We start from the raw sequence: 19,985 nt of genomic DNA on the forward strand, positions 1-19,985 counted from the left end.
GCCTGAAGTTCAAGGGCATCCGTCAATACGCGGCATTGACGGCCAAGCTCATGTCATGTTGGTCATATCGCAGGAAGCCAAGACCCATGAGATACAGAGAGCTGAACCGCCCCGGGTTTGACGCAGACCCGTCGACTTGAGCCAGACAGACCCGGTCTGGGCTGAGGTGCTGCCGCACGGACACAGCCCAAGGCCGTGAAAGACTTCGCCGGACGCCCGGTGGGGTTATCGCGCGGCCGGCCGCCAGCTGGGACAATAGGGGCTGTTTCGCCGGACGAGGCCCTGTGGCCCGCCCGGCTTTCGGTTTTTCCGCCCCGATTCCTGTTTTCCTGGTTTGTCCGGTCCCACCGTCCCGGGCCTGCACCTGCTGCCGCCGTGTCCATCACCCTCGACGCCCCCACCTCCCGCGCGCCCGCCAAGCCCAAGGCCCTGACGGCCTACCGGCCCTTCTGGGCCAAGCGCTTCGGCCCTGCGCCCTTCCTGCCCATGAGCCGCAAGGAGATGGAGCAGCTGGGTTGGGACAGCTGCGACATCATCATCGTCAGCGGCGATGCCTATGTGGACCACCCCAGCTTCGGCATGGCGGTGATCGGCCGGGTGCTGGAAGCGCAGGGCTTTCGCGTGGGCATCATCGCCCAGCCGGACTGGAACTCGGCCGACGCCTTCCGTGCGCTGGGCCGGCCCAACCTGTTCTTCGGCGTGGCCGCCGGGAACATGGATTCGATGATCAACCACTACACCGCGGACCGGAAGATCCGCAGTAACGACGCCTACACGCCCGGCGGCGCAGCCGGCAAGCGGCCCGACCGCGCCACCCTGGTCTACACCCAGCGCTGCCGCGAAGCCTTCAAGGACGTGCCGGTGGTGATCGGCGGCATCGAGGCCTCGCTGCGCCGCATCGCCCACTACGACTACTGGAGCGACAAGGTGCGCCGCTCCATCCTGGTGGACAGCAAGGCCGACCTGCTGCTGTACGGCAACGCCGAGCGGGCCATCGTCGAGATCGCCCACCGCCTGGCTCAGCGCAAGCCCATCGAGAGCATCACCGATGTGCGCGGCACCGCCTTCCTGCGCAAGCCCGATGACCCGGCGCTGGCCGGCTGGTACGAGATCGACAGCACGGAGGTGGACACCCCGGGCAAGATCGACGCCCTGCTCAACCCCTACCTGACGACCGAGGAACAGGCTGCCGCCGAGGGCGTGGCCTGCGCCCAGGCCCAGGATGCGACGGCAACCCCGGGCGCGAAGGCCCCGACGGAGCCGGCCGCGCAGCCCATCCGCATCGTGCGCCAGCCGCTGGCCAAGACCGAGGGCCGCGCCGTCACCACCCCGCGCGAGCGCACGGTGATCCGCCTGCCGGCCTATGAACAGGTCAAGAGCGACCCGGTGCTTTATGCCCATGCCAGCCGCGTGCTGCACCTGGAGACCAACCCCGGCAACGCCCGCGCGCTGGTGCAGCGCCACGGCGAAGGCCCGGCGCTGCGCGACGTGTGGATCAACCCGCCGCCGCTGCCGCTGACCATGGCGGAGATGGACCATGTGTTCGACCTGCCCTATGCGCGCGGGCCGCACCCGGCCTATGCCGACGAACACGGCAGCCACGACGGCGCGACCAAGATCCCGGCCTGGGAGATGATCCGCTTCAGCGTGAACATCATGCGCGGCTGCTTCGGCGGCTGCACCTTCTGCTCCATCACCGAGCACGAGGGCCGCATCATCCAGAGCCGCTCGGAAGATTCGATCATCCACGAGGTCGAGGAGATCCGCGACAAGGTCAAGGGCTTCACCGGCGTCATCTCCGACCTGGGTGGCCCCACCGCCAACATGTACCGCCTGGGCTGCAAGAGCCCGGAGATCGAGGCCGCCTGCCGCAAACCCAGCTGCGTCTACCCCGGCATCTGCCCCAACCTCAACACCGACCACGCCCCGCTGGTGAAGATCTACCGGCGCGCGCGGGCGCTCAAGGGCATCAAGAAGATCCTGATCGGCTCGGGCCTGCGCTACGACCTGGCGGTCAAGTCGCCCGAGTACGTCAAGGAGTTGGTGCAGCACCATGTGGGCGGCTACCTGAAGATCGCCCCGGAGCACACCGAAGGCGGCCCGCTGTCGAAGATGATGAAGCCGGGCATCGGCACCTACGATGCCTTCAAGGCCATGTTCGACCAGTACAGCGCCGAGGCCGGCAAGCAGCAGTTCCTGATCCCCTACTTCATCGCCGCCCACCCGGGCACCAGCGACGAGGACATGATGAACCTGGCGCTCTGGTTGAAGCGCAACGGCTTCCGCGCCGACCAGGTGCAGACCTTCTACCCCAGCCCCATGGCCACCGCCACGGCCATGTACCACTCGGGCCTGAACCCGCTCAAGGGCATCAGCCGCGACGCGCGCAAGGGCGAGAAGGTGGACATCGTGCGCGGCGAGAAGCGCCGCCGCCTGCACAAGGCCTTCCTGCGCTACCACGACGCCAACAACTGGCCGCTGCTGCGAGAGGCCCTGAAGGCCATGGGCCGCGCCGACCTGATCGGCAACGGCAAGCACCACCTGATCCCGACCTGGCAGCCCAGCACCGATGGCAGCTACCAGAGCGCGCGGCGCAGCAACTCCACCCCCGGGCCGGCCAAGGGCGGCGCCAAGCCGGCTGGCAAGCCGCCGGTGAAGGGCCAGATCCTGACCCAGCACACCGGCCTGCCCCCGCGTGAAACGGGCAGCCGGCCCGCGCCAGCCGGGCGTGGCGCCGCGCCCAAGTTCAGCGCCCGCGGCAGCGCGCCCGGCGGCAAACCCACTGGCGCCAAGGCCGGCGGCCGCGGCCCACGGGGCGGTAGCCGGTGAGCAGCGCCCACCCCGTTCTGGTCGAGGTGCTGCGCGGGGACACGGTGGAATCCTTCCACCGCGGCTCCATCGCGGTGGTCGACGCCCACGGCCGCGTGGTCCAGGCCTGGGGCGACATCGACCGGCCCGTCTTCCCGCGCTCGGCGGTCAAGCTGATCCAGGCCCTGCCCCTGGTCACCAGCGGGGCGGCCGATGCCTTCGGCCTGAGCGAGGCCCAACTGGCCCTGGCCTGTGCCTCGCACGGCGGCGAGCCCGAGCATGTGGCCACCGCCGCCGCCATGCTGGCCCAGGCCGGCCTGGACGAGGCCGCGCTGGAATGCGGCAGCCATTGGCCCTCCTACGCCGAGGCCACCCACGCGCTGGCCCGCCAAGGCGGCACCCCGGGCGCCCTGCACAACAACTGCTCGGGCAAGCACGCGGGCTTCGTCTGCCTGGGCTGCCTGCTGGCCCGGCAACAGGGCCATGACCCGCGGGATTTCGTGCACGGCTATGTGCAGCCCGGGCACCCGGTGATGCGCGAGGTGAGCGCGGCGCTGCAGGCGGTCACCGGGGTGGACCTGAACACGGCCCCGCAAGGCACCGACGGCTGCTCCATCCCCACCTTCGGACTGCCGCTGCGGGCACTGGCCACCGGCTTTGCCCGCCTGGGCACGGGCCAGGGCCTGTCAACCGACCACGCCGCAGCGGCCCGGCGCCTTCGCCAGGCCATCGCCCGCCATCCCTTCATGGTGGCCGGCAGCGGGCGTTTCGACACCCGGGTGATGGCGCATTTCGGTGAGCGGGTGTGCTGCAAGGTCGGGGCCGAAGGCGTGTTCTGCGCCGCCCTGCCCGAAGCCGGCCTGGGCATTGCGCTGAAGATGGACGATGGCAACAACGCCCGGGCCGCCGAGGTGGTGCTGGCCCGTCTGCTGCAGCGCGGGGCCGCCCGCGATGCGGCCGATCACGCGGTACTGGCCCCGCTGGCCGGGCCCACCCTGCTCAACTGGAATGGGCGGGCGGTGGGCAGTCTGCGCGCCGTCTTCGACCCCGTCTGACCGACCTGACAGGCGCGGACGGCGCGGCGGGTGCAGAATGTGGGCGGGCCGCTCGGCCCCAGTCATCTTGTTCGGATTTCTTTCGGGATGCTCCCCATGCATCAGCCTTCCCCGCCCCGCACCTCCCTGATGGCCCTGCTGGGCGCTTTGGTGCTGGCCACCGCCCCCCTGGCCCAGGCCCGCACCCAGCCCGCCGAGGCCTCGGCACCGCCCGCGGTGCACCGCCACGCCAGCCACCCCGCAGCCCAGCATGCCGGCCAGCGCACGGTGGCCAAGGCCCACAGCAAGCAACACGCGGTGGCCCAGGCGCGGACACACAAGAGCGGTGTCAAGACGACCCATGCGAGCGCCCACGGCCATGTCGCCCGGGCGGGCAGCGCCAAGGCCCATGGCCAGCACAGCACGCGGGTGGCGGCCAAGGGCGCCACGCCAACGGTGGCCCGTGCCAAGTCCCGCGCCAAGCCGCACGCCCAGACGACCGCCCATGCCGGCGGCGCGGCCAAGACCCGCAGCCAGCATGTGGCCCACCGCAGCAAGGCGCGCCACGGCGGCCACGGCAGCACCCCGCGAGCCTGAGCCCCGGGGGGCTCGGCTGCCAGCCGCTCAGTCGCCGGACGGCGGCAGGCGGCGCAGGCGCAGTCCGTTGCCCACCACCAGCAGGCTGGCGCCCATGTCGGCGAAGACAGCCATCCACATGCTGGCACCGTCGAACACCGCCAGCGCCAGGAACACCGCCTTGATGCCCAGCGCCAGCGCGATGTTCTGCCACAGCACCGCGTGCGTGCGGCGTGACAGCCGCACCAGCAGCGCCAGCCGACGCGGGTCGTCGTTCATCACCACCACATCGGCCGCTTCCATGGCCACATGGGTGCCGCCACCGCCCATGGCCACGCCGATGTCGGCGCCGGCCAGGGCCGGGGCATCGTTGATGCCGTCCCCCACCATGGCCACGGGCCCCAGGCGCTGCTGAAGCGCGCGGATGGCCGCCAGCTTGTCCTCGGGCAGCAACTGGGCCCGCACCTCGGCCACGCCGGCCTGGCTGGCCACCGCGTGCGCGGTGCGTTCGTTGTCCCCGGTCAGCATGACCGGCGTCAGCCCCAGGGACTGCAGTTCGGTCATGGCCTCGGACATGCCCGGGCGCAGGGTGTCGGCCACCGCGAAGACGGCCTGCACCTGCTGGTCGATCACCAGCAGCGAGACGCTGCGGCCCTGCGCCTCGTGCACCGCCATGCGCGCCTCCAGCGCGGGTGAGCACAGCCCCAGCTCCTCGACCCAGCGGTGGTTGGCCAGGCGCACGGTGCGCCCATCCCCGCTGCGGGCCTGCACGCCGCGGCCGACCTCCGCCGCGAAGGCGTCCAGGGCCAAGGCCCCCGCGGCAGCCGGCAGCCCCGCGGCGATGGCCTGCGACACCGGGTGGTCGGAGCGGGCCGCCAGGGCCTGGGCCAGGCCGGCCCAGGCAGCGTCCGGCGCGGGTGCCAGCCATTCCTGGGCCACCAGGCGGGGCCGGCCCTCGGTCAGGGTGCCGGTCTTGTCCAGGGCCACCACGCGCAGTTGGCGGGCCTCCTCCAGGAAGCGGCCACCCTTGATCAACACGCCCTGCCGGGCCGCCGCCGCCAGCGCACTCACCACCGTCACCGGGGTGGAGATGACCAGGGCACAGGGGCAGGCGATGACCAGCAACACCAGGGCCCGGTAGACGGCGTCGAGCACCGGCCAGCCGGCCAGCACCGGCCCCAGTGCCGCCACCGCCAGCGCCAGCACGAAGACCACCGGCGTGTAGACCGCCGCGAAGCGGTCCACGAAGCGCTGGGTCGGCGCGCGCGCGCCCTGGGCCTGCTCCACGGCATGGGTGATGCGGGCCAGCAGGCTGTCGTCGGCCGGCGCGCTCACGCGCAGCTCCAGCGCACTGCTCAGGTTGATGCTGCCGGCATAGACCGGGTCCCCCGGCCCCTTGTCCACCGGCAGGCTCTCGCCGGTGATGGGGGCCTGGTTCAGGCTGCCCTGCCCGGCCACGATCTCGCCATCCAGCGGCACCCGCTCGCCCGGGCGCAGCCGCAAGCGCGCACCCACCGCCACCGCGGCGGTGGCCACGCGCTGCCACTGGCCATCGGCCTGCAGCACCTCGGCCTCCTGGGGGGCCAGCGCCAGCAGCTCGCGCACGGCGTTGCGGGCGCGGTCCACGGCACGCGCTTCGATCCACTCGGCGATGGCATAGAGCGCCATCACCATCGCGGCCTCCGGCCAGTCGCCGATCACGAAGGCCCCGGTGACGGCCACCGTCATCAGGGCGTTGATGTTCAGACGCAGGCTGCGCAGCGCAGCCAGGCCCTTGCGGTAGGTGCCCAGGCCCGCCAGCGCGATGGCCAGCACCGCCAGCGCCATGCCGGCCAGCCGCCAGGGCAGTTCCGCCGGCGCCGTGGCGGCCAGGACCTCGGCCGCCACGGCGGCCGCGAGACCCCCGGCAAGGCGGGGCCAGACCCGCTCGGGGCCAGGGGCGGCGCCTGTGGCCAGTTCGGGCAGGCGCTCGCCCGGCATGCCCAGGCGCTTGAGCGCCGCCTCCACCGCCGGGAACAGGGTCTCGGGGGCCTGCACGCTCAGTTGGCGGCGTCCCAGGTCGAAGCGCAGGGCACGGATGCCCGCCAGAGGCTCCAGCGCGCGGCGGATCTCGGCCTCTTCGGCGCCGCAGTCCATGGCCGGCACCCGCAGGCGCAGCACCGGGCCATCGCCCGCCGCCCATGGCGGGGCTTCGCAGGCGGTCGTGCCGCAGGCATCCGCCGCGGAGGCCCCGCAGCACGACGCACCACCGCCCTCGTCGTGCCCATGGCCATGGTCGTGGTGCCCCCGGGCATGGCGTTCATGGTCGTGGTCATGGTCATGGTCGTGACCACGGTGGTCGGCGTGGTCGTGGTCGTGATCGTGATTGTGGTCGTGTGCCGGCACGGCCACGGCCGCCGGGGCCGCCGGGGCCGAGGCGTGGCCGCAGCCGCAGCCATGGGCGCAAGCCGAAGCGGGCGCAGCGTCGAGGGAAGGCAGTCGCTTGTCCATGCCCGCATTGCAAACCCTGTAGCAGGTGTAGAGTCAAGCGATGAAGATCGGAGACCTCGCCGCCGCCACGGGCACCCCGGTGGAAACCATCCGCTACTACGAGCGCGAGGGCCTGCTGCCCGCGCCGCCGCGCAGCGCCGGCAACTACCGGGTCTATGGCGAGGCCCATGTGCAGCGCCTGGCCTTCATCCGGCGTTGCCGCTCGCTGGACATGGCGCAGGACGAGATCCGGGCGCTGCTGGGCTACCGGGACGACCCGGCGGCCCACTGCGGCCAGGCCAATGCGGTGCTGGACGCGCACATCGGCCATGTGGAACAGCGCATTGCCGAGCTGCAGACCCTGGCCCGGCAGCTGCGCGAGCTGCGGGGGCGCTGTCAGGCGCTGCCGGGCGGCGAATGCGGCATCCTGTCCGAACTGGACCAGCCCGGTGCCGCCGGGCTGGGTGAGGCCCCGGTGGCGGCGCATGTCGAGGGGGTGCACGGCCGCATGGCGGGCCGCCATGGCCCCGGGCACAGCCACTGAACGCGGCGCGGCGGGCGATCAGCCCACGCAGGTGCGGTTCTTGCCGGTGCGCTTGGCCTCGTAGAGGGCCTCGTCGGCGCGCTCCAACGCCTCTTCCAGACTCTCGCCCGCCCGGTACTGGGTGACGCCGGCCGAGAAGGTGACGAACACCTCCTTGTTCTCGTGCATGAACAGGCTGGCACTGAGCTGGCGCTGCAGCCGGGTCAGGACCTGCTGGGCCTCGTCCACCGGCGTGCCCGGCAGCAGGACGACGAATTCCTCGCCGCCGAAGCGGGCCACCGCATCCACCGGGCGCAGGGAGCTGCGCACATGTTCGGCCAGGGCCTTGAGCGCCTCGTCGCCCGCGGTGTGGCCCAGGGTGTCGTTCAGGCGCTTGAAGTTGTCGATGTCCAGCAGGCCGATGGCCAGGCTCGCGCCCTCGCGGGCGATTCGGGCCTGCTCGACCTCGAACTGCTGCATCAGGCCACGTCGGTTGGCCACCTGGGTCAGGGCATCGGTGGCCACCTCGTCGGACAGGCGGCGCAGCTCGGCCTCCAGCGCCCGCACCTGGGTCTCCAGCTCGCTGGCGCGGCGGTGCTCGTCCTGCAGGCGCCCTCGGGTGGCGCTGACCAGACCGTGCACGCTGCGGCTTTCCGCCACCATCTCGCGCACCACCTCGGCCAGGCTCTCCAGCGACTGGGCGTTCTGCACCGTCTCGGCATAGCGCAGCATGCCGTCGCTGAAGCGGCCGGTGTGCTGGTCGAGTTCGCCCAGCTCGGCCAGCATCTGCTGCAGGAGATCCTTCAGGGCCTGGCGGGCTTGCTCGCGCTCCTGGCGCAGGGCCTGCTGCCGGGCGCGGGTCTCGGCCAGCAGTTGGGCCGCCGCCTGCACGCCGCGGGCATTGGGCGTCTCGCCCAGCCGTTCCTTCAGCCCGGCCAGCTGCCCCTGCACCCAGCTTTCGTCTTCGGAGAGCTCGGCCAGGCCGCCGGCCAGCTCCTGGCTGAGCCGGTGCACCTGGTCCAGCAGATGGTGGCGATGGGCCAGCAGCCGGCGGGCCCGGCCGCAGACCTCGGCCACCGCCCCCGCCAGTTCGGGCGTGGCGCCATCCTCGGCCAGCCGCCCGGCCAGGCCGGCCAGTTCGTCGGCCAGGGCCACGGCGCGCCCGGCCTCGGGCGGCAGGGCGGCCCGGACGGTCGATTCGAGGGGCTGCACCACCGAGACCCAATGACCGTGCAAGGCCACGTCCATGACCGTCAGGCCTGCCGTGGGCGCATCGCCGGCGGGCGGGCTCGCGCTGTCTTCTGCCGTTGCCGTCGACGTGGCGTCGTCATCCAGCACGGGCATCTCGCCGTCGCTGTCCCAGGAACCGATCAGCTGGCGCAGGCGGTGCTGCAGGCGCTGCACATCGCTGCGGCTGGAGTCCAGCACCCGCTGCAGGCTTTCCTTCTTGCGGGCCACCGACCACTGCTTGCCACCACGCTCCAGGGCGCGTGTCAGGCGCTCGATGAGCTGGGCCCAGGCCTGGGCCTGGGCGGACTGGCTGTCGGACACCCGGTCGGTCAAACGCTGGGCCTGGTCCCATTGGCCCTGCAGCATGGCCTGCAGCAGTTCGGCGCGCTGGGCCGGTTCGTCCCCGAAGCGCTGGGACAGGCGCTCCAGCACGGTGCGCGCGCGCGGCGGCAGGGTGGCGGCGGCTGTGCCGCACTCCTCGGCCCAGGCCTGGGCATAGTTCTCGGGCGTGGGCTCCAGCTTGGCCACCGCCAGGCGGCGCAATGCAGCCTTGGCGATCTGGGCGGGCGTTTGTTCGGAGGTGGCGTTCATGTCGGGGCGGGCGGGCAGCGCCCCGTGCGCTGGTTCAGCGGGACGCTGCCGGGTGGGTTTCTCCGGCCTGGCTCAGGGCCAGCGGCTCCGCAGCCGCCGTGGCGCTGGGCACGGCCACATGTTCGGCCACCCAGGCCGGCAGGTCGGCGCCGGGCATCGGGCGGCTGATCAGGTAGCCCTGCATCATGCGGCATTGCAGGCTGCGCAGCAGGTTCATCTGCGTGGTGTTCTCCACGCCCTCGGCCACCACGCGCAGACTGAGCGCCTGGGCCAGCGAGATGATCAGGTGGATCACCTCGCTCGCCTTGGGCTCGCGTCCGAGCTTGTTGACGAAGGAGCGGTCGATCTTCAGTTCTGAGATCGGCAGTTCGGTCAGATACTGAAGCGAGGAATACCCGGTGCCGAAGTCATCCACCGAGATCTGCACCCCCACCTCGTTGAGGCGGTGCAGCGTGGGCAGGATGCTCTGCAGGTCCTTCATCAGGCTGCTCTCGGTGATCTCGAGCAGCAGCATGCGGTGCGGGATGCCATAGGGCTTGACCGCCTCGTGGATCAGGTCGACCAGATCCTGGCGCAGGAACATGCGGCTGGGCATGTTCACGGCGATGGACTCGTTGAAGCCGAAGGCCTGGCGCCATTCGTGGGCCTGGCGGGCGGCCTCGCGCAGCGCCCATTCGGACAGCGGCACGATCAGGCCGGTTTCCTCGGCCATCGGGATGAACTCGTTGGGCGGCACCAGGGCGTCGCCGCGGCGCCAGCGCATCAGCGCCTCCACGCCCATCAGGCGGCCACTCTGGGCGTCCACCTTGGGCTGGTAGTACAGCACCAGTTCGTTGCGCTCGATGGCCTTGTGCAGCGCGGTTTCCAGCTCCAGCTTCTCGCGGTCGCGCACCGCCAGATTGGGCGTGTAGAGCACCGAGCCGTTGCGGCCGCGGTCCTTGGCGGCGTACATCGCCACGTCGGCATTGCGCAGAAGATCGGCCACGGTCTGGCCGTCCTGCGGGTACAGCGCGATGCCCACGCTGGCGGTGGCGAAGAACTCCTGGTCGGCCACATAGACCGGCTGGCGCAGGGCCTCCAGGATGCGCTGGGCCACCCGCTCGGCGTCGCGCTCGTCCTCCACCTCGGGCAGCAGGGCCACGAACTCGTCGCCTCCCAGGCGGCCCACGGCCTCCAGTGCGCGGTGGAAGCGCGAGCCCACGGCCTCGACGGTGCCGTCGAAGATCTGGTCGCTGTGGCGCACGCAGCCGCGCAGGCGCATGGAGACCTCGAGCAGCAGCTCGTCGCCGGCCGCATGGCCCAGGGTGTCGTTGATGTTCTTGAAACGGTCCAGGTCGATCAGCAGCAGGGCCATCTTGTGGCCCATGCGCCGGGCCTGCTCCAGCGCCCGCTCGGCCCGCCAGTTGAACTGGCGCCGGTTGGGCAGCTGGGTCAGCGGGTCCTTGTTGGCCAGCTTGCGGATGGAGTCCTCGGCCTGGTGGCGCTCGGTCACGTCCTGCACGATGCCGGTGTAGCCGACGCACTGGCCGTATTCGCCGAACTCGGGCTCGCCTTCGACGTGGATGATGCGGTTGCGCTTGACGCCGCGCGAGAGCGGCACGTCCATCGCGATGCCGAAGACCTGGCGCACGATCTGGCGCATGCCGCGGATCAGCCCGTGGCGTTCCTCGCGGGTCATCATGCGCAGCAGGTCACGGAAGCTCAGGCGGTCGTCCGGCGCGCTGCCGAACACGCGCAGCGCCTCCTCGGAAAGCTCCATGCCGAAGGGCAGGCCGCGCTCGGGGTGGTGCCACCACTCGAAGCTGCCCATGCGGGCCAGATCCTGGGCCCGGGCCAGCTTGGCGCGGCTGCGGATCAGCTCCTGCTGGGTGCGGGCGGCGCGCAGCATGTGGCGCAGGCGGCCGGCCAGCAGGCTCCACTGGTTGGACTTGACGAAGAAATCGGTGGCGCCGGCGTCATAGGCCCGCTTGATGGAGGCCTCGTCGTCCAGGCCGGTCAGCATCAGCACGGGCACGTTCTCCAGCCCGTACATGCCACGCAGTTCCTCGCAGGTCTCGAAACCGTCCAGACCCGGCATGCGTGCGTCCAGCACCACCAGGTCCTGAATCCAGCCGCCCAGGATGCGCAGGGCCTCGTCGCCGCTGCTGGCCTCGGTCACGTCGAAGCCATGCTTGGACAGGGCCGCGGAGACCAGCATCAGGTTGACCTCGTCGTCGTCGACCAGCAGGACCTTGGGCCGATCCTCGACCTGTTCCTGCAACGAAGACGCGCCGCTGCTCCTCATGGACCGACACCACCACCCAGCTGTTGCGCCACCGCCGCATGCACGCGGGCGGCCTCTTCCTGGAACTGCGTCACCAGCCCGGGCAGCAGCTCGGGCTGCGCGTCGCGCACGGCCTGCTCCATCTGGGCGCACAGGCGCGAGAGCTGCAGGGCCCCCACGCTGGCCGAAGCCGACTTGAGGGCGTGGGCGGCGTGGGACAGGGCCGCCGTGTCGCCGGCGCCGAAGGCCTGGCCGATGGCGGCCTCCTGGGCGGCCAGCGAGCGCTGGTAGGTCTGGAGCACCCGCTGCAGAAAGCTGCCGCCCACCGGATCGAGGGCGCGCAGCTGATCCAGACAGGCAGCATCCAGCACCGCACTGCCGCTGTCGGCAGCACCGGTCTCGGACCTGGGATCCCGCGGGGTGTCAAACATCTTTCTAGGGCAAAACGCGAACGTGAGTCGGCTCTGGCGGCGGCTTCGGGACGGGGTCATTGTGCCGCGAACCGGTGCCCCACCGAGTTCCACCCGGTCAAGGGTGCGAGCTCGTAGCATCGACGCACGTTTCTATCACGTCAAGCCAGAAATAGGCCTGTTCCGACCGGTTCCCGTGCATTTCTGTCGCAGATGAACCATGCGGGGCCTCCCCCAGCGGTGGCCCCCGAGCCGCTCCTTACAATCCCTGCATGCCCGTCCCGACCCAAGTCCGTCGCCTGCGCGGCCGCAGCCTCGCCCTGAGCCTGACCGTGGCGGCCCTGCTGGCGGCCACGCTGGCCGTGGGATGGCAGCTGGTCGGCGCCCCCGCCGGGCCGGTCGAGCTTTCGGGCCCCTGGTCCTGGCTGCCGATGCTGGTGTTCGGCGCCGCCTGCGCGGCGGCGGGGCTGCTGTGGGGCCGGCTGGAGCGTCACGCCCAGCTGCGTCAGGCCACGCAGAGCCAGCAGGCCCTGGCCGAGCTGACCGAGGGCTGGATCTGGCGCAGCGATGAACAGCACCGCGTGGTGAGCTGGCGCCCGCCCCCCGGCGCACCGGCCACCGCCTGGACCGAACAACTGCCCACCGGGCAGCTGCTGCACACCCACTTCGAGGTGGCCGACCCCTTGCCCAGCCCCGGTGCCCTGCTGGCGCGGCTGGACGCGCAGGCCATGATCCCGGCACTGCGCGTGGTGCGCCATGGCACGCCGCCCACCCACTGGCGCCTGCGCGCCCTGCCCCAGTACGACATGCGAGGCCAGTTCGCCGGCTATGTGGGCACCATCGCCCCGGTGGATGCCGAGGAGCAGCGCCGGCTCGACCAGTCCGTGCTGCAGCGGCTGTGGGGCGAACTGGACATGCCGGTGGTCATCCTGCGGCCCCGCGGGGCCGATGCCAGCGGGCCCGACTGGGATGTGCAGGCCCTGTCCCCGGACGCCGCCCGGCTGCTGGGCGCCAAGAGCCAGCAGACGGACTGGCAGCTGGTCCAACAGGCCTTGCCGGGCGATGTGCAGGCCTCGTTGCGCAAGCTGCCCGAGGGCGAGAGCCGGGTGGCCGGTGACTGGAAGATCGACCTGCTGCCGCTGAACTGCGAAGGCGAGACGCTGGGGCGCCTGCTGCTGCTGCGCCCGGCCCAGGATCCGGCCGCCGAGACCGCCGTCAGCGCCGCCGACCAGGATTCCTTCGTCTATTCCGTCTCGCACGACCTGCGCGCCCCGCTGCGGGTGGTCGACGGCTTCGCCCGCATCCTGAAGGAAGACTACGGGCGCTTCCTGGACCGCATCGGCAACGACCACCTGGACCGGGTGCTGTCGGCCAGCGCGCGCATGAACAGCATGATCGACGCGCTGCTGGCCCTCTCGCGCCTGCAGTCGCAGCCGCTGGCGCGCAAGCCGGTGGACCTGTCGCAGCTGGCCAACTACATCGTGGAAGACCTGCGCAGCCAGGCGCCGGAACGCCAGGCCAGCATCACGATCGAGCCGGGGCTGGTGGTGCACGGCGACCCGACCCTGCTGCGCATCGCGATGGAGAACCTGCTGGGCAATGCCTGGAAGTACAGCGGGCAATGCGAGCGCACGGTCATCGAGTTCCGCTGCGAGCAGCAGGCCGAGCATGGCCGCGTGTTCGTGGTGGCCGACCAGGGCGCCGGTTTCGACATGCGCTTCGCGGACCGGCTGTTCGGCGTGTTCCAGCGCCTGCACAGCCCTAAGGATTTCCAGGGCACCGGTGTGGGCCTGGCCTCGGTGCGGCGCATCCTGCGCCGGCGCGGCGGCGACATCTGGGCGGAATCGGAAGTGGGCAAGGGCGCCCGCTTCTACTTCACGCTGGGCTGAGGAGCCGCAGCCCCGGGTTCGTCAGGCCTGGCCGGGACGCGCCAGCAGCTCCACCGCATCCACCAAGGCCGCCGCCTGCGCGGCCAGCGAACGCCCGTCGGTCTGGGCCAGGCGGGTGAGGCGCTGCAGCGCCTCGGCGCGCGGCAGCGAATAGCGGTGCATCAGCACGCCCACCGCCAGCGGCACCGGGTCGTTCAGGGGGTCGACCGGCCGGCTGGCCGGGGCCAGCGGGGCCGGTGTCGCGCCCGTGGCCGGAGCCGTCGGCAGCGGCCGGGCCACCGGGGCATGCGATTCGCGTTCGCGCCTGGCGCGCACGGCGGCCACCGCCGCCTCCACCGTTGGCACGATCTGGGCGATGTCCAGCGGCTTGACCAGGTAGGCCACCGCGCCCAGTTCCTTGACGCGGGCCACGGTGGCCGCGTCGGCGAAGGCCGAGAGGAACATGAAGGGCGTGCCCAGGGATTCGCGCAGGTAGTCGGCCACGTCGAAGCCGCTCTTGCCTTCCATGCGGATGTCCAGCAGGGCCAGATCGGGCCGGTGCTGGCGGGCCAGCAGGATGGCGTCGTCCCCGTTGTCGGCGTCGATCACCTCGAAACCGGCCTGCACCAAGCCGTGGGTCACCGTGGCCAGCACGAGCCGGTCGTCGTCGACGACCAGGATCTTGCCCTTGGACAGCGAGGTGGGATCGGGAACTGCCATGGTGCCGATTGTCTCCGAACTGGTCACAGCGGTGTCAGCAGCGCCACGGCCGGCGGCGCCAGACGCAGCCGCGCCACCACCATCGGCCCCTCCTGGCTCAGCGAGATGGAGGCGCCCTTGCGCGGCAGCAGGGCCCGCACCAGGCCCAGGCCGGAAATGCCCGCGGGGACCTGGGCCAGGTTGAATTCGGGGGCCAGGCTCCCCGGATTGGCCACGCTCAGGGCCACTGCATCCTCGCCGCACTCCATGCGGCAGGCGATGGCGCCACCGGCGCTGTGCTTGATGGCATTGGTCAGCAGTTCGTTGACGGTCAGCGCCACGGGGATCGAGTCGGCCTCGGTCAGCGCGAAGCGGTGCGGGTCGGGCCCTTGCACTTCCATCGTGATCGGTCGACCGAACATGCGCTGCACCGACTGGGCGATGGCTTCCATCACCGCCTTGACGCGCAAGGGCCCGGTCATGCCCACCTGCAGGCCATGCACCTGGGCGATGGCATGCACATGGCCCACCGCCTCGGCAATGGCGGCGCTGGCCTCGGGGTGGCGCTGGGCGTTCTGCTGCAGCAGGCCGGCCACGCCCTGCAGGTTGTTCTTGATGCGGTGGTGGACTTCCTTGACCAGCATCTCGCGCTGGGCGATGGCCGCGGCCAGACGGGCCTCCTCGGCCGCGCGCTGCTCGGTCACGTCGCTGGCCACCAGCAGCAGCTGGGTGCCGCCGGATTCACCCGCCGAGTCCAGCGAGACGATGCTCACGTCCCAGACCTCGGCCGCCTGCCCGGTCTGGGCGTCGGCTTCGCGGTGCAGCTCGCGCCGCACCGCCTCCTGGGTGCCGCTGGCCAGATGCAGGTCGGCCGACAGCGAGGCGGCCTCGATGCCGGGCAGCCACAGGGCCGGCTGACGGCCCAGGATGTCCTCGGCCGGGCGGCGCGCGAAGGCGCAGAGCTTCTGGTTGAGCTGCAGCACCTGCTGGTTGGCCCCATCGAACAGGGCAATGGCCAGGGGCGCCGTCTCGATGATGCGTTGCAGGCCGGCGCGGGCCTGGGCGATGCGGTTCTCGGCCTCGCGGCGACGCTCGATGTCCAGCAGGGCGAAGGTCAGCTGCCCGTCGTCGCCGGGGGCGCTGCCCTCGCGACCGGTCACCACCACATTGCCCACCACCCAGAAGGCGCGGCCGTCCCGGGCGGTCAGGCGGCACTCGAAGGTCTCGGCCTGCCCCTCCTCCAGCGTGTCCAGCCAGTCCTGGCGGCGCAGGGGGTGGTCGGGCTCGGCCGAGGCCACCACGCTGATGGGCAGGCCGATGAAGTCCGCCAGTTCGCCGCCGAACATGCGCCGGGCCGAGCGGTTCATCCAGGCGATGCCCTGCGGCCCCACGGTGACGATGCCCACCAGCACCGAGTCCAGGATGGCGCGGGTGCGATCGGCCTGGGTCAGCAGGGTCTCGCGCACGCGGCGCCGCTCGTCCACGTTCACATAGGAGGCGATGCTGCCGGCCGACGGATCGGCCAGGTCCACCATGCGCTGGTGGACCTGCACCCACAGGGTGCTGCCGTCGCGCCGGCGCAGGCGCCGCTCGCCCTGCGCTCGCCCGTGCTGGGCCAGTTCGCGGCGCTCCTGGGCGGCGTACTGGAGGTACAGCGCCTCGTCCTCGTAGAGCTCCGACAGGGCCAGGCCCTGCAACTGCTCGCGCGGGTAGCCGGTGAGTTCGACCATGGCCAGGTTGGCGCGCCCGATGCGGCCATCGCGCTGGTAGGCGATGCCCACGTCCGACAGGTTGAACATCAGTTCGCGCTCGCGCTCCAGGCCGGCCAGCGCCGCCTGCTGCCGGCGCAGACGGGAGATGTCGGACACCACCGCCACCACCTCGTCGCCGGCCGCGGCACCGGCCCGCCGCAGGGCCAGCGAACGCCAGGGCTGCTCCTCCGCGCCGGCGCTGTCACCGGCCGCCGGCTGGAACTCGGTCTCGAAGGCGCCCTGCTGCTGGAGCAGCTGCTGGGCCTGGACCGCGGCTGTGCCGTCCAGCCCGGCCCGGGTCATCACCTGGGCCAGGGACATCCCCCGGGCCTGACCGGCATCCAGGCCCAGCAGGGCCTCGAAGCGGGCATTGCAGCGCACCAGGGCGCCCCGGCGCAGGTAGGCGATGCCGGCGGGACTCACCTCCAGGATGGTGCCCAGCTCGTGCAGCAGCTGCTCGTTGTGGCGGCGCGCGGTCTCCTCCTCGGTCACGTCCAGCGTGACCACGGTGACGGCGGGCCGGCCGCCGGAGAGCTCGGCCGGCTCGACCCGGGTCATCAGCCAGCGCCGACCGGTGTCGCGGTGCTCGACGGCATAGCGCACCTCGATGCGCTGACGCTGCCGCAGGGCCTGCTGCAGGCGCTCGTAATCGGCCATGGACTCGGCGGCCACCACATCGCGGCCGACCGACATCAGCGACTGGCCCGGGGCGCCACGTTCGCCCTGGCCCTCGTCCTCCCCCCGCCCGGCGGCGGGCGGCGCGGCCGTGACCCAGCCGCGGGCCGCATCGTGGGTGGCCACGCCCAGGCCGGCCGTGCCCATCAGGGCGCTGATCTCGATGTGGGCCAGCTCACGGGCGTCTTCCAGCGCCAGGTCCTCGAACTGCACCAGCCAGCGCCCGGCGCCACCGGCCACGCCGCGGGAGGTGACCCGCCAGTGGCGCAAAGCGCCGCCTTCCATCGCCACCCAGCCCTCGCGCCGGCGCGATTCACCCCGGGCGGGCATCTGGGCCGGCCAGCCGATGAGTTCGGCCAGTTCGGGCGGCAGCCCGGCGAGGGCGTCCAGCCGGCCGCCCAGCGCCGCGCGCAGCGGCTCGTTGGCCAGCAGCACCCGCCCCTGGGGGTCGCTGAGCAGCAGCGGCAAGGGGCTGATGGAGACGCAGTCGGCCAATGCCGAGGGCACGGCCACGCCACCTTCGTGGGGGACATCGCCCGGCACCCGCGCGGCGGGCAACAGCTTGGATTTGATCGACATGGCAGGGCAGCTCGGCGGTGCACCGAGTGTAGCGGCGCCTCACCGCCCTGACCGGTTCCCGGCGCGGCTTCAGTCGCCCTGCAGTTGCTGGGCCGCCTGCATGGCCTTCAGGGCCGCCCGGTTGAGCTCGCCCGGGCTCAGCAGCATGGCCCCGGCCGCCTCGGCGATGTCCAGCGGCAGCTCGGATTCCACCGCGCGGGCCACCGCCAGCGCGGCGCTGTAGGGCCCCTGGCCGGACTCGGCCAGGGTCTGGGCCACGCCCTCGCCCACCGGCAGGTTGCCCAGCAGGCGGTCGAAGGGCTGACCCAGCATGCGGTCCAGCAGCGAGAACACGCCGCAGATGAAGGCCTCGCCGGCTGCGCTGCTGTCGCCCTGGGCCCGCACCAGCTCCTCCATCAGCAGGCCGCGGCGCACCGCCAGCTGCATCAGGGGCTGCAGGTCCGGGTTGTCCACGGCATTGGTCACCAGCAGCGCCAACCAGCGCTTGAGGCGCTGGTAGCCCAGCACCATGATGGCGTGCTGGAAGGAGTTGATCTCCACCGACAGGCCGAAGGCCGGCGAGTTGATCAGGCGCATCAGGCGGAAGGCCAGGGTCGGGTCGCCCCGCAGGGCCTCTTCCAGGCGCTTGACCGGCTCCTCGCGGTCCACCCGCTGGATCAGGTCCATGACGATCTGCACGCTGGGCGGCACGTCCTTGCGCGGGGCGTCCGGCCCCGGCCGCTCGCCCAGGGGCCAGCCCAGCACCGCCAGCGCACCGCGGCGCAGGCTGGCGCCGGCCTCTTCGGGCGTGCGGGTGCCGGCCTGCACCCAGGGGGTCTGGCGCGCGGCGCCGCTGGCCGGCGCCTGGGTCTGGCGGCGGTCGTCGTCCAGGTCCACGATCACGTGGCGGAAGCAGGCCAGCAGTTCCGGCGAGAGCGGCTGAAGCGGCCGGCCCTTGAGGGCCAGGGCCTGGCCGGCCGCAGCGCGCTCGCGCAGGCGGGCCTCCCAGGCCGGGTCGCCGGCCAGAAAGGCGGGCACCTCCAGCACCGTGTGGGCGGGACGGTCGGCCTCCAGCAGGCCCGACAGCAGGGCCTCGGTGGTCGGGCTCAGGCACAGCGGCCCGCGCTCCTCGGGCCAGGCCTCGTCGAGCAGTTCCAGCACCGGAGCGGCCAGCTGGGCGGGTGCGTCGGGCATCGGGTGCAGGGTCAGGCGGTTCATCACCACCCGCCCGCGGGCGCCAAACAGCGCGCCGCAGCCCAGCCAGACAAGATCGAGTGCCAATGCATTCATCGTGGGGTCCCCGGATCAGCCTTTGATGTAGTCGAACAGCGACATCTTCTGCAGCGAGGCATAGGTCTGAAGCGCCGCGCTGTAGTTGGTCTGCTGGTTCTGGAAGTCGGAAATCGCCTGGACCATGTCCAGGTCCTCGGCGTCGGAGCGGGTGCTCTCGGCGTAGTTCTTCAGGTCGGTCACCCGGCTGGTGACGCCATCGATGCGGTTGAGGATCTCGCCGGCCAGGCTGCGGGTGCCCTGCAACTGGCCGGCCACACCGTCCAGGTCGCGCAGGCCGGACTGCACCGTCTGCGTCACCTCGGCGCTGCTCTTGGACGGATCCTTCAGGCCGGCGATGACCTTGTCCAGCGCGTCGAAGGCCGACAGATTGGGCTGCGACGGGGTGATCTTGAAGGTGTCGCCGTTGCCGGGCGCACCGCTGATGGTGGTGGCCATGCCATCGAATTCGATGAGCTTGCCGTCCTGGTAGGGTGCCCCGGAGACGGCCAGCGAGCCATCCTTGCGCACCACGTCGTAGGTGGTGGTGCCGCCCGAGCTGTTGAACTGGATCGTGTAATCCATGTTCGCATCGGCCGGGATCTTGGAGGGGTCGGTGACCCGGCCGGTGTCGATCCAGGCGCTGCTGCTGTTGCTGCTGGTGACGAAGACGCCGTTGCCGCTGGGCGCGGACAGCCAGGTCTTGCTGCCGTCGAAGGTCAGCGGCAGGTTCTCGTCACTGGCCACCTGCACCTCGCCGCCCGTGCCCATGTAGGCCACGCCACCGGGCTGGTCGGCAAAGGGCGGCTGGGTGGCCCCCTGGCCGGCGAAGACGAAGCCGCCCGCGCCGTCACCGCGGTTGGCCACCGACAGCAGCTGCTTGCGGATCTCGGTCAGCTGGTTGGCCACATCCTTGCGCTGGGCCGCGCTGTAGCTGGCGTTGCCGGCGGCCACCACCAGTTCGCGGGCCTGCTGGATCAGCTCGGTGGCATCGCCCAGGGCCGCTTCGGTCAGGGTCATGGAGTTCTTGCTGGCGTCCACGGCGCGCTGGTTGGCGTCGGCGCGCTGGATCATGGCGCGGGACCGCTCGGCGCGCGCGGCGGCGGCCGGGTCGTCGCTGGGGGCCAGCACCCGCTTCTGGCTGGTCAGGCGCTGCTGCGCCATGTTCAGCTCGTATTGCCGGCTCTGCAGGTTGTCGACCGAGGCCGCGTAGGCGTTGGCGGTGGTGATGCGAAACATCCGGGGCTCCCCTCAGTTCAAT

Annotated in this window: 13 protein-coding genes; 5 read left to right on the forward strand and 8 right to left on the reverse strand. The window is 71.8% G+C overall.

From position 1 onward, the window contains the following. Positions 1-375 precede the first annotated feature (375 nt). The 3 genes from LRM40_RS12825 (at position 376) to LRM40_RS12835 (ending at position 4,439) form a co-directional block, all read left to right on the forward strand. Positions 376-2,829, forward strand: coding sequence for a YgiQ family radical SAM protein (locus LRM40_RS12825; protein ID WP_151124436.1), 2,454 nt, complete (start codon positions 376-378; stop codon positions 2,827-2,829). Further along, the gene (locus tag LRM40_RS12830) at positions 2,826-3,863 is read left to right on the forward strand and encodes an asparaginase (RefSeq protein ID WP_151124437.1); all 1,038 of its coding nucleotides are present in this window, start codon (positions 2,826-2,828) and stop codon (positions 3,861-3,863) included. Before LRM40_RS12825 ends, LRM40_RS12830 begins: the two co-directional genes overlap by 4 nt. A 96-nt stretch (positions 3,864-3,959) precedes the next feature. Next, positions 3,960-4,439 (forward strand): hypothetical protein, encoded by a 480-nt coding sequence (locus tag LRM40_RS12835; protein ID WP_151124438.1) that lies wholly within the window; start codon positions 3,960-3,962, stop codon positions 4,437-4,439. A 27-nt stretch (positions 4,440-4,466) separates the two neighbouring features. Here the strand turns inward: LRM40_RS12835 and LRM40_RS12840 are convergent, their stop codons facing one another. Further along, a complete protein-coding gene (locus LRM40_RS12840; RefSeq protein WP_151124439.1) occupies positions 4,467-6,908 on the reverse strand; it encodes a heavy metal translocating P-type ATPase in 2,442 nt (813 codons plus the stop codon). A 40-nt stretch (positions 6,909-6,948) separates the two neighbouring features. On the opposite strand from LRM40_RS12840, the gene cadR reads away from it, so the two are divergent. Beyond that, positions 6,949-7,431, forward strand: coding sequence for a Cd(II)/Pb(II)-responsive transcriptional regulator (gene cadR, locus LRM40_RS12845; protein WP_151124440.1), 483 nt, complete (start codon positions 6,949-6,951; stop codon positions 7,429-7,431). 18 nt (positions 7,432-7,449) lie between these two features. Here the strand turns inward: cadR and LRM40_RS12850 are convergent, their stop codons facing one another. Genes LRM40_RS12850 through LRM40_RS12860 form a run of 3 tightly spaced genes read right to left on the reverse strand, consistent with a single transcriptional unit; the run spans position 7,450 to position 11,925 of the window. Beyond that, positions 7,450-9,231: a GGDEF domain-containing protein gene (locus LRM40_RS12850; protein WP_151124441.1), complete on the reverse strand. Its 1,782-nt coding sequence runs from the start codon at positions 9,229-9,231 to the stop codon at positions 7,450-7,452. A 34-nt stretch (positions 9,232-9,265) separates the two neighbouring features. Beyond that, the gene (locus LRM40_RS12855) at positions 9,266-11,515 is read right to left on the reverse strand and encodes a putative bifunctional diguanylate cyclase/phosphodiesterase (RefSeq protein WP_151124442.1); all 2,250 of its coding nucleotides are present in this window, start codon (positions 11,513-11,515) and stop codon (positions 9,266-9,268) included. Next, entirely contained in the window at positions 11,512-11,925 is a 414-nt protein-coding gene (locus tag LRM40_RS12860) for an Hpt domain-containing protein (RefSeq protein WP_170288884.1), read from the reverse strand. The genes LRM40_RS12855 and LRM40_RS12860 overlap by 4 nt, the downstream gene beginning before the upstream one ends. 251 nt (positions 11,926-12,176) lie before the next feature. Here LRM40_RS12860 and LRM40_RS12865 point away from each other — a divergent pair, with 251 nt between their 5' ends. Further along, positions 12,177-13,793: a sensor histidine kinase gene (locus LRM40_RS12865; RefSeq protein WP_151124444.1), complete on the forward strand. Its 1,617-nt coding sequence runs from the start codon at positions 12,177-12,179 to the stop codon at positions 13,791-13,793. A 21-nt stretch (positions 13,794-13,814) separates the two neighbouring features. On the opposite strand, the gene LRM40_RS12870 is transcribed toward LRM40_RS12865, so the two are convergent. From LRM40_RS12870 to flgL, 4 genes are all read right to left on the reverse strand, one after another. Beyond that, entirely contained in the window at positions 13,815-14,492 is a 678-nt protein-coding gene (locus LRM40_RS12870) for a response regulator (RefSeq protein WP_151124445.1), read from the reverse strand. 23 nt (positions 14,493-14,515) lie between these two features. Next, on the reverse strand, positions 14,516-17,476 hold the full coding sequence (locus LRM40_RS12875; protein WP_151124446.1) for a PAS domain S-box protein: 2,961 nt from the start codon (positions 17,474-17,476) through the stop codon (positions 14,516-14,518). 69 nt (positions 17,477-17,545) lie between these two features. Further along, on the reverse strand, positions 17,546-18,736 hold the full coding sequence (locus tag LRM40_RS12880) for an EAL and HDOD domain-containing protein (protein ID WP_231067539.1): 1,191 nt from the start codon (positions 18,734-18,736) through the stop codon (positions 17,546-17,548). 24 nt (positions 18,737-18,760) lie between these two features. Next, the gene (gene flgL, locus LRM40_RS12885) at positions 18,761-19,963 is read right to left on the reverse strand and encodes a flagellar hook-associated protein FlgL (RefSeq protein WP_151124448.1); all 1,203 of its coding nucleotides are present in this window, start codon (positions 19,961-19,963) and stop codon (positions 18,761-18,763) included. Between the last annotated feature and the right edge of the window lie 22 nt (positions 19,964-19,985).

Source organism: Ideonella dechloratans, assembly GCF_021049305.1.
GTDB lineage: Bacteria > Pseudomonadota > Gammaproteobacteria > Burkholderiales > Burkholderiaceae_C > Ideonella > Ideonella dechloratans.

Coding starts and splice junctions, on each gene's coding strand:
- LRM40_RS12835 (WP_151124438.1), top strand. CDS start 3,960: ATGCATCAGCCTTCCCCGCCCCGCACCTCCCTGATGGCCCTGCTGGGC.
- LRM40_RS12840 (WP_151124439.1), bottom strand. CDS start 6,908: ATGGACAAGCGACTGCCTTCCCTCGACGCTGCGCCCGCTTCGGCTTGC.
- cadR (WP_151124440.1), top strand. CDS start 6,949: ATGAAGATCGGAGACCTCGCCGCCGCCACGGGCACCCCGGTGGAAACC.
- LRM40_RS12850 (WP_151124441.1), bottom strand. CDS start 9,231: ATGAACGCCACCTCCGAACAAACGCCCGCCCAGATCGCCAAGGCTGCA.
- LRM40_RS12855 (WP_151124442.1), bottom strand. CDS start 11,515: ATGAGGAGCAGCGGCGCGTCTTCGTTGCAGGAACAGGTCGAGGATCGG.
- LRM40_RS12860 (WP_170288884.1), bottom strand. CDS start 11,925: ATGTTTGACACCCCGCGGGATCCCAGGTCCGAGACCGGTGCTGCCGAC.
- LRM40_RS12865 (WP_151124444.1), top strand. CDS start 12,177: ATGCCCGTCCCGACCCAAGTCCGTCGCCTGCGCGGCCGCAGCCTCGCC.
- LRM40_RS12870 (WP_151124445.1), bottom strand. CDS start 14,492: ATGGCAGTTCCCGATCCCACCTCGCTGTCCAAGGGCAAGATCCTGGTC.
- LRM40_RS12875 (WP_151124446.1), bottom strand. CDS start 17,476: ATGTCGATCAAATCCAAGCTGTTGCCCGCCGCGCGGGTGCCGGGCGAT.
- flgL (WP_151124448.1), bottom strand. CDS start 19,963: ATGTTTCGCATCACCACCGCCAACGCCTACGCGGCCTCGGTCGACAAC.